The organism is Stenotrophomonas sp. 2YAF22 (assembly GCF_052114665.1).
Classification (GTDB): Bacteria; Pseudomonadota; Gammaproteobacteria; order Xanthomonadales; family Xanthomonadaceae; genus Stenotrophomonas; species Stenotrophomonas indicatrix.
The window spans coordinates 1-6,860 of record NZ_JBFRFE010000185.1 but is presented as its reverse complement, the minus strand read 5'-3'; the positions used below and the strand labels follow the sequence as shown (position 1 = coordinate 6,860).

Genomic DNA, 6,860 nt, shown 5'->3' with positions numbered 1-6,860 from the left:
GATTTCCTGTCTGCCTGCGCCAGCGGCGTGCAGGCAGACAGGAAATCGTAGTGGCCGACACCGGGCAGCGCGTGCAGCGTTGCTTTCGGAATCAGTGCCGCCGCCACATCACCGTTGGTCGCCGGCGGCGCCACTTCATCCGCTGAACCCAACACGATCATCACCGGCTGCCGCAACGCCTTCAGCTGCTCCGGTGCAAACGCCTGCACGATGGCGGGCGCCAGCACGAACACCGCGCGCACGCCGGCAATCGAACGATCATCCTGTGCATGCTGCACGTAGGGTTGCAGTTGTGGCGACGCCGCTGCAGCAAGACGCGCCGCCATCGTATGCGCGACCGCTTCCTGCTGCGGCCTGCACACGCCGTCGTCCGGGTGCACCTGGCAGAACGCCAGCAGCCGCGTCATGTCCGGCCGTGCGCCGGCGCTGAGCATTGCGGTGAAGCCACCGGCGGAATAGCCCACCACGCCCAGCCGCGATGCATCAACATGTGGTCCYAGCTGTGGGTCGGCCTGCACGGCTGCCAGCGCCGCCTTCAGGTCGTCGGCGCGCAGCCAGGTCAGCACGCTGCCGGCCAGCGTCATCTCATCGGCGCCGTTGTTGCCGGGGTGGTCCACGGCGATCACCAGGTAGCCAGCCCGCGCCAGCGCGGTGCCCAGCCACCCCATCATGCGCGCGGTGCCGCCATTGCCATGCGACAGCAACAGGGTTGGCAGGCGCCCGCCGGCAATGGGGGCGTCCTTCGCCGCGCGCCCCACCTCGAACAGCGGCGCATCCGGTGGCCCGATGGTCAGCGGCGTTTCTTCGCTGCCTGGCATTGCCGGGTGCCACGCGGTGAAGCGCAGCACCTCGCGCTGCGCACTATCGCGGATCGCCGCGCTTTTCAGCGTTGTCACGCCATGACGTTCACCGGCAATGGTGGGAGCGGCCGCCATCACCATCGGCGCCTGAGCAGCCAGCAGCAGGGTCAGCATCCATCGTGTCGCGCGCATCATCGGTTTCTCCGGGTCAGTCAGGACGGTGATCGACCGGCAGCCAGATCTCCACGCCGCCATGGCCGGTATGCTCGTCGAAGCGGGTGTCATAGCGTTCAAGATCCGGCGCGTTGGCCAGGTGGAGGCCGCTTGCCGGCAGGTACTGGTCCAGCAGCCAGAACCAGGTCGAGCGGATGGTGGAGATATGGCCGCCATGCCAGGCCACCAGGTAACGGCGCGCAGGCACATCCACCCGCTGCCAGTGTGCAGGCACCGATGGCAGTGCGTTCACCGACAATGCTGCGATGTAGTCGAAGCCACCCTCGTCGTCGCTGTTGCAGCACACACCGAAACTGACCGGCGCCGGTGTTGGCCATTCGCGATTGAGCTGTGCCCACTGCCCGGGAATCGCACCGCCGCTGTCGCGGCTGTGGCGCATGCCGATGCCGGCCACCTGGAAGGGCGTGCAGTCGATCAGCCTGGGCGCCTCGGTGCAGGCCTGTGGCGCGTCGTCGAGGCGGATCGCGTGCACCAGTGCCAGTTCCTGCAGGCCCCGCTCGCGCACGCGCTCCGGGGTCTGCCCGAACTGCTCGCAGAAGGCACGGGTGAACGCGGCATGCGTGCTGTAACCGGCTGCCAACGCCACCTGCAGGATGTCGCCGGCCCCGTTGGCCAGCTGTTGCGCGGCGGCGGTCAGGCGGCGTCCACGCAGGTAGCGCACCACCGACGTGCCGGTGCGGGCCTGGAACAGGCGTGACAGGTGGAAGGGCGACAATCCGGCGGCTGCCGCGATGTCGGCCAGCGCCAGCGGCTTGTCGGCATGGCTTTCGATGTACCACAACGCTTTGCCGGCTGCGCTCATCGCGCTGTCCCTCGTTCGAATGCCGGGCAGCGTACCGGATCGACGGGGTGGGGCGCTTAGCAGTTCTTGCGCCGGCGGGGCTTTGCGTTTGCCGTTGCACCGGCAACAATGCGATCTTCATGGACACGATCGAGGCCAGGGACATGCCGGAAGTCACCGCTATCAACCAGACCGCGCAGATCGCCGCATGTTGATGATCATTGCGATTGCCCTGCTGCCGGCGCTGCTGCCACTGGCGCTGCTGGTGCTCATGTGGCGGCGGGCACCGCGCTGGCGCGGGGACCCCTGGCTGTACCGTGTGATGTTCTCATTGCTGGCAGCACTGCTGGCGCCCACGTTGTTGATGGCAGGCCATGGCGGCCTGCCGTGCCCCACTATCGGTGGCCTTGTGCTGGTGCTCATGGACCTTGAGTGGATCGGCCAACTGCAGGTGAACCTGATTGCCTTCGGAACCGAGGACACTGCCATCCTCTCCGCGCCTTTCCTGTTCGTTTTCGCGATCGCGCTGTTCATCCCGCTGCGGACGGCGCGGCCCGCCGTCTTCGGCTTCGACGACGACACTGCCGGATAGCACAGAGCCCGGCATGGGCGGCGGCTGCACCTCCAGCGGTCGCAACTGTCGTCTCCACGTCATCGCTGCTTCACATCCCGCCCCGAGACTGCGCGCCTTGTCCAGGTCCCACCTGGCCCTGTCGTGCCTTCCCGGAGTCCTGCCGTGCATCGTTCGAAGCTGTCGCGTTCCATCCTCCTCGCCCTTGGTCTGGTCAGCGCAGGAGGCGCGATCGCTGCAGATGCCGGAACGGCAGGCACCAGCAGCAGTGGCAACGCCGCTGCGCCCACCCAGCTCGATGCGATGCTGGTCACCGGTACCCGTGCCTCCAACCGCACCCAGTTTGAAACCCTGGCGCCGGTGGACGTGTTCACCAAGCAGGACATCCAGTCGGTCGACTCCACCGACCTGAAGGACGTGCTGGCGCAGCTGGTGCCTTCGTTCGTGGTGCAGCGCCTGCCGATGGCCGATGGCCAGGTGTTCGTGCGCCCGGCCACGCTGCGTGGCCTGTCGCCGGACCAGACGCTGGTGCTGGTCAACGGCCGCCGCTTCCATCGCAGTGCGTTGCTTGGCAACCGCGGCGCACAGGCTGCCGACCTGGCCCAGATTCCGACCAGCGCCATCAAGCGCATCGAAGTGTTGCGCGATGGGGCGTCGGCGCAGTACGGCTCGGATGCCATCGCCGGTGTCATCAACATCATCCTGGAGGACAGCCCGGGCACCGAGATCACTGCGGGCTATTCGCAGTACGCGCAGGGCGATGGCGCCTCGCGCGACTTCAGTGCGCGCACCGGCTGGGCGCTGGGTGACTACGGCAGCCTCGCCCTGTTCGCCGAAYCGTCCAACTCCGATGCGACCTCACGCACGCGCCAGCGTCCCGACGCCATCGCCTTCCAGGCCGCGCATCCCGAATTGGACGTGCCCAACCCGGTGCAGCGCTGGGGGCAGCCGGAGCTGGAAAGCCGCCGCGTGGGCTTCAACCTGAAGGCCAATGCCAGCGACACCCTGGAGTTGTATGCCTTCGGCCTGTACAGCCACAGCGACGGCGTCAGCGATTTCAACTGGCGCAACCCCGATACCACCACCGGCGCGTACCGTACGACCAGCATCTTCCCGGGCTGGAACCTGCGCTCGCTGTATCCGGTGGGCTTCAGCCCGCAGTACGGCAACACCCAGAACGACCTGCAGCTGGTCGCGGGCCTGCGTGGTGAGATCACGCCCAAGCTGCGCTGGGACCTGAGCGCCTCGTATGGCCGCAATGCCATCGACTACGGCCTGGACAACTCCATCAACGCCTCGCTGGGCCCGGACAGCCCGACCTCCTTCGACCTCGGCCGGCTGACCCAGACCGAGAAGAACGCCAATGCGGACTTCAACTACGAATGGGACGTGGCTGCGCTGTCGAAACCGGTCAACGTCGCCTTCGGTGCCGAGTTCCGCCAGGAGACCTACCAGGTGCGCGCCGGCGACCCGGCCTCGTATGCGGTGGGCCGTGGCGCTGCGGCGGGCCTGGAAGCCAATTCCAACGGCGCGCCGGGCTTCTCGGCCAGCCAGGCCGGGCAGTGGAGCCAGCGCAGCAAGGCCGCCTACGTGGACATGGAAGTGCCGCTGGGCGAGCGCTGGAGCATCGGCGCGGCCGGTCGCTATGAAGACTTCTCCAGCTTCGGCAGCACGGTGGATGGCAAGCTGTCGGCACGTTTTGCGATCACCCCGGACGTGGCGCTGCGCGGCACGCTCTCCACCGGCTTCCGCGCGCCCACGCCGGCCCAGCTCAACACCACCAGCACCACCCAGGGCCTGGACACGCGCACGCTGCAGATCTTCACCAGCGGCCGCCTGTCGCCCAGCGATCCGTTGGCGCAGCTGCTGGGTGCCAAGCCGTTGACCCCGGAAGAATCGCGCACGGCCTCGCTGGGCCTGACCTGGCGCACCGCCCTGGGCCTGTCGGGGTCGGTCGATGTCTACCGGATCACGCTCAGCGACCGCTTCAGCCAGTCGGCCAGCTTCGCCATTCCGGCCGGCACGCCGAACCCGCTGGGCTATACCTCGGTGAACTACTTCACCAACGATTTCGACACCACCACCACCGGCGTGGATGTGGTCGGCAACTACCTGCGCGACCTCGGCGCAGGGCGGATGACGCTGACCCTGGCTTACAACTACAACCAGACCCGCGTCGACAACGGCAGCACCTCGGTGGCCACCAACGAGACCCAGCGCGTGCTGTTCGAAGACCGCCTGCCCGAGCACAAGGGCAGCTTCACCGGCAGCTGGGACGTCGGCGCGTGGTCATTGATGGCACGCGTGCGCTATTACGGCAAGTGGACCGACTCCACCGGCAATGCCACCGGCGATATCTACCAGCAGTTCGGTGCGATGACCTTCCTCGACCTGGCCGTGGGCTATCGCATCAACGAACACCACAGCCTGCGCATGGGTGCCGACAACGTCTTCGACCGCTATCCGGATGAAGCCACCTTCCAGGCCAGCCGTGGCCTGATCTATTCGCGCAACGCGCCGTACGACACCGACGGCGCCAACGTGTACGCGCAGTACCGGCTGACCTTCTGATGGACAGCTGCCGCCGTTCCCTGCTGCGTGCCGGCGCGCTGCTGCCGGCCGCTGCGGCGCTGTCTTCACTGCCTGCCATGGCCGCCGCGCGCTACGCTGTGCCGATGGACATTCCTGCACCTTCCACGACGCCGGATGTGCTGGCCCGTGACGAGTCGTACTGGGCCGCCGTCGCCAGCCACTTCGACATCACCGATGAAGTGAACCACCTGGAGAACGGCTACTGGGGCGCGATGGGCAAGCAGACCCTGGCCAGCTACCAGCGGCATACCGCCGAAGTGAACCGGGGCAATGCCTGGTACGGTCGCCACGCGTTCCCGGCGCAGTACATGGCCGTGCATCGGCAGGTGGCCGACATGCTTGGCGTCGGCGCCGACGAGATCGCGCTGACCCGTGGCGCCACCGAAGCGATGCTCGCGCTGATCGGCGGCTACAACCGGTTGGCCGCGGGCGACCAGGTGCTGTACGCCGACATCGACTACGACAGCATGATCAACGCGATGCGCTGGCTGCAGCAGCGTCGTGGCGTGCAGGTCGAGCGCATCGCACTGCCGGTGGTGCCCACCCATGAGCAGATCCTGCAGGCCTACGATGAGGCGTTCACGCGCCTGCCGCGCCTGAAACTGGTACTGCTGACCCAGGTCAGCCACCGCCATGGGCTGGTGCTGCCGGTGGCCGAGCTCGCCGAGCGTGCGCGGGCGCGCGGCATCGATGTGATTGTCGATGCCGCACATGGCTTTGGCCAGATCGACTACGCGGTGCCGGACCTGAAGGCCGATTTCGTTGGCATCAACCTGCACAAGTGGATCGGCGCACCGGTGGGCGTGGGCGCGATGTACGTGCGCAAAGGACGCGTGGCCGACCTGGATCCGTACATGGGCGAGACCGACGACGGCCGCGTGGGCAGTCGCGTGCACACCGGCACGGTCAACTTCGCCGCCTATCTGGCGCTGCCGGAGGCCATCGCGCTGCATCAGCGCATCGGCGCAGCGAACAAACAGGCGCGGCTGCGCTACCTGCGTGAGCGTTGGACGGTGGCGGCGCGGCAAATGGCGCATATCGAGGTGCTGTCGTCGCCGGATCCGGCGTTGGCCAGTGCATTGGCCAGCTTCCGCCTGCGTGGCCATGCCTCGGTGGAAGACAACCTGGCGCTGCAGAAACGGCTGCTGGATGAACATCGGATATTCACCACCCATCGCGATGGCCTGGACTCCGGCGCCTGCGTGCGGGTGACACCATCGGTGTTCACCCGCCCCGCGCAGATGGATGCGCTGGTGCAGGCGTTGGCCGCGCTGGGGTAGGCGCAACACCCATCCACGCATGGCGTGGATCTACTGAAATGGGGTGGCAACGATTGCAAATGTACCCACGCATGGCGTGAACGGGCGTTGCCAACCAAGGTTGGCATCTACCGGAACAGGCCCAGTAGATCCACGCCATGCGTGGATGCCCTTCCACTACCGGTCAATCGCCGGCAACGCATCGGACAACAACAACCGATCGATCCGCCGCAGCGCGTTCTCCAGTTGCCGCCGGTCCGCAGCCAATCCCAACGACAGCCGCACGCCGCTCGCGAACGGCGCGCCCGGCGGACAGAACGCCGATGAAGGCGCGATCGCCAGGCCCTGCAGCTGCGCCGTACGCACCAGCGTGGCGTCGGTCCACGGCGCTGGCACCCGGCACCACGCATGCAGCCCATCGGCGCGCTCCAGCAACGAGGGCGCCAGCAGATACCGCGCCATCCGCGTGCGCTCGCGCGCTTCCTCGCGCACCTGCGCCAGCAGCGCCTGCGCCGAGCCATCCAGCAGCAGCTGGCTGGCCAGTGCGGATACCAGCGGGTGACCCATCAGCCGCGTGGCACGCAGTGCGGTGGCCATCGCCTCGGCATGGGCGGCGCCCGGGC

General features: G+C 67.5%; 5 protein-coding genes and 1 pseudogene. 3 read left to right on the top strand and 3 right to left on the bottom strand.

Annotated features, from left to right (window positions below):
• Positions 1–974: alpha/beta hydrolase family protein (locus tag AB4Y84_RS09340; RefSeq protein ID WP_442250048.1), on the bottom strand; the 974-nt coding region annotated here is incomplete at its 3' end.
• 34 nt (positions 975–1,008) lie between these two features.
• Positions 1,009–1,836: an AraC family transcriptional regulator gene (locus AB4Y84_RS09335; protein ID WP_442244171.1), complete on the bottom strand. Its 828-nt coding sequence runs from the start codon at positions 1,834–1,836 to the stop codon at positions 1,009–1,011.
• A 187-nt stretch (positions 1,837–2,023) separates the two neighbouring features.
• Here AB4Y84_RS09335 and AB4Y84_RS09330 point away from each other — a divergent pair, with 187 nt between their 5' ends.
• The 3 genes from AB4Y84_RS09330 (at position 2,024) to AB4Y84_RS09320 (ending at position 6,258) form a co-directional block, all read left to right on the top strand.
• On the top strand, positions 2,024–2,407 hold the full coding sequence (locus AB4Y84_RS09330) for a hypothetical protein (protein ID WP_025877440.1): 384 nt from the start codon (positions 2,024–2,026) through the stop codon (positions 2,405–2,407).
• 144 nt (positions 2,408–2,551) lie between these two features.
• On the top strand, positions 2,552–4,957 hold the full coding sequence (locus AB4Y84_RS09325) for a TonB-dependent receptor plug domain-containing protein (RefSeq protein WP_442250047.1): 2,406 nt from the start codon (positions 2,552–2,554) through the stop codon (positions 4,955–4,957).
• Positions 4,957–6,258, top strand: a complete 1,302-nt coding sequence (locus AB4Y84_RS09320; protein WP_442244173.1) for an aminotransferase class V-fold PLP-dependent enzyme — start codon at positions 4,957–4,959, stop codon at positions 6,256–6,258. The genes AB4Y84_RS09325 and AB4Y84_RS09320 overlap by 1 nt, the downstream gene beginning before the upstream one ends.
• A 156-nt stretch (positions 6,259–6,414) precedes the next feature.
• Here the strand turns inward: AB4Y84_RS09320 and AB4Y84_RS09315 are convergent.
• Positions 6,415–6,860 (bottom strand): annotated as a pseudogene (locus AB4Y84_RS09315) (PLP-dependent aminotransferase family protein); the annotation flags it as partial.

Bases quoted from the DNA above. Each gene is read 5' to 3' on its own strand.
- AB4Y84_RS09320 (WP_442244173.1), top strand. From the start codon at position 4,957: ATGGACAGCTGCCGCCGTTCCCTGCTGCGTGCCGGCGCGCTGCTGCCG.
- AB4Y84_RS09335 (WP_442244171.1), bottom strand. From the start codon at position 1,836: ATGAGCGCAGCCGGCAAAGCGTTGTGGTACATCGAAAGCCATGCCGAC.
- AB4Y84_RS09330 (WP_025877440.1), top strand. From the start codon at position 2,024: ATGTTGATGATCATTGCGATTGCCCTGCTGCCGGCGCTGCTGCCACTG.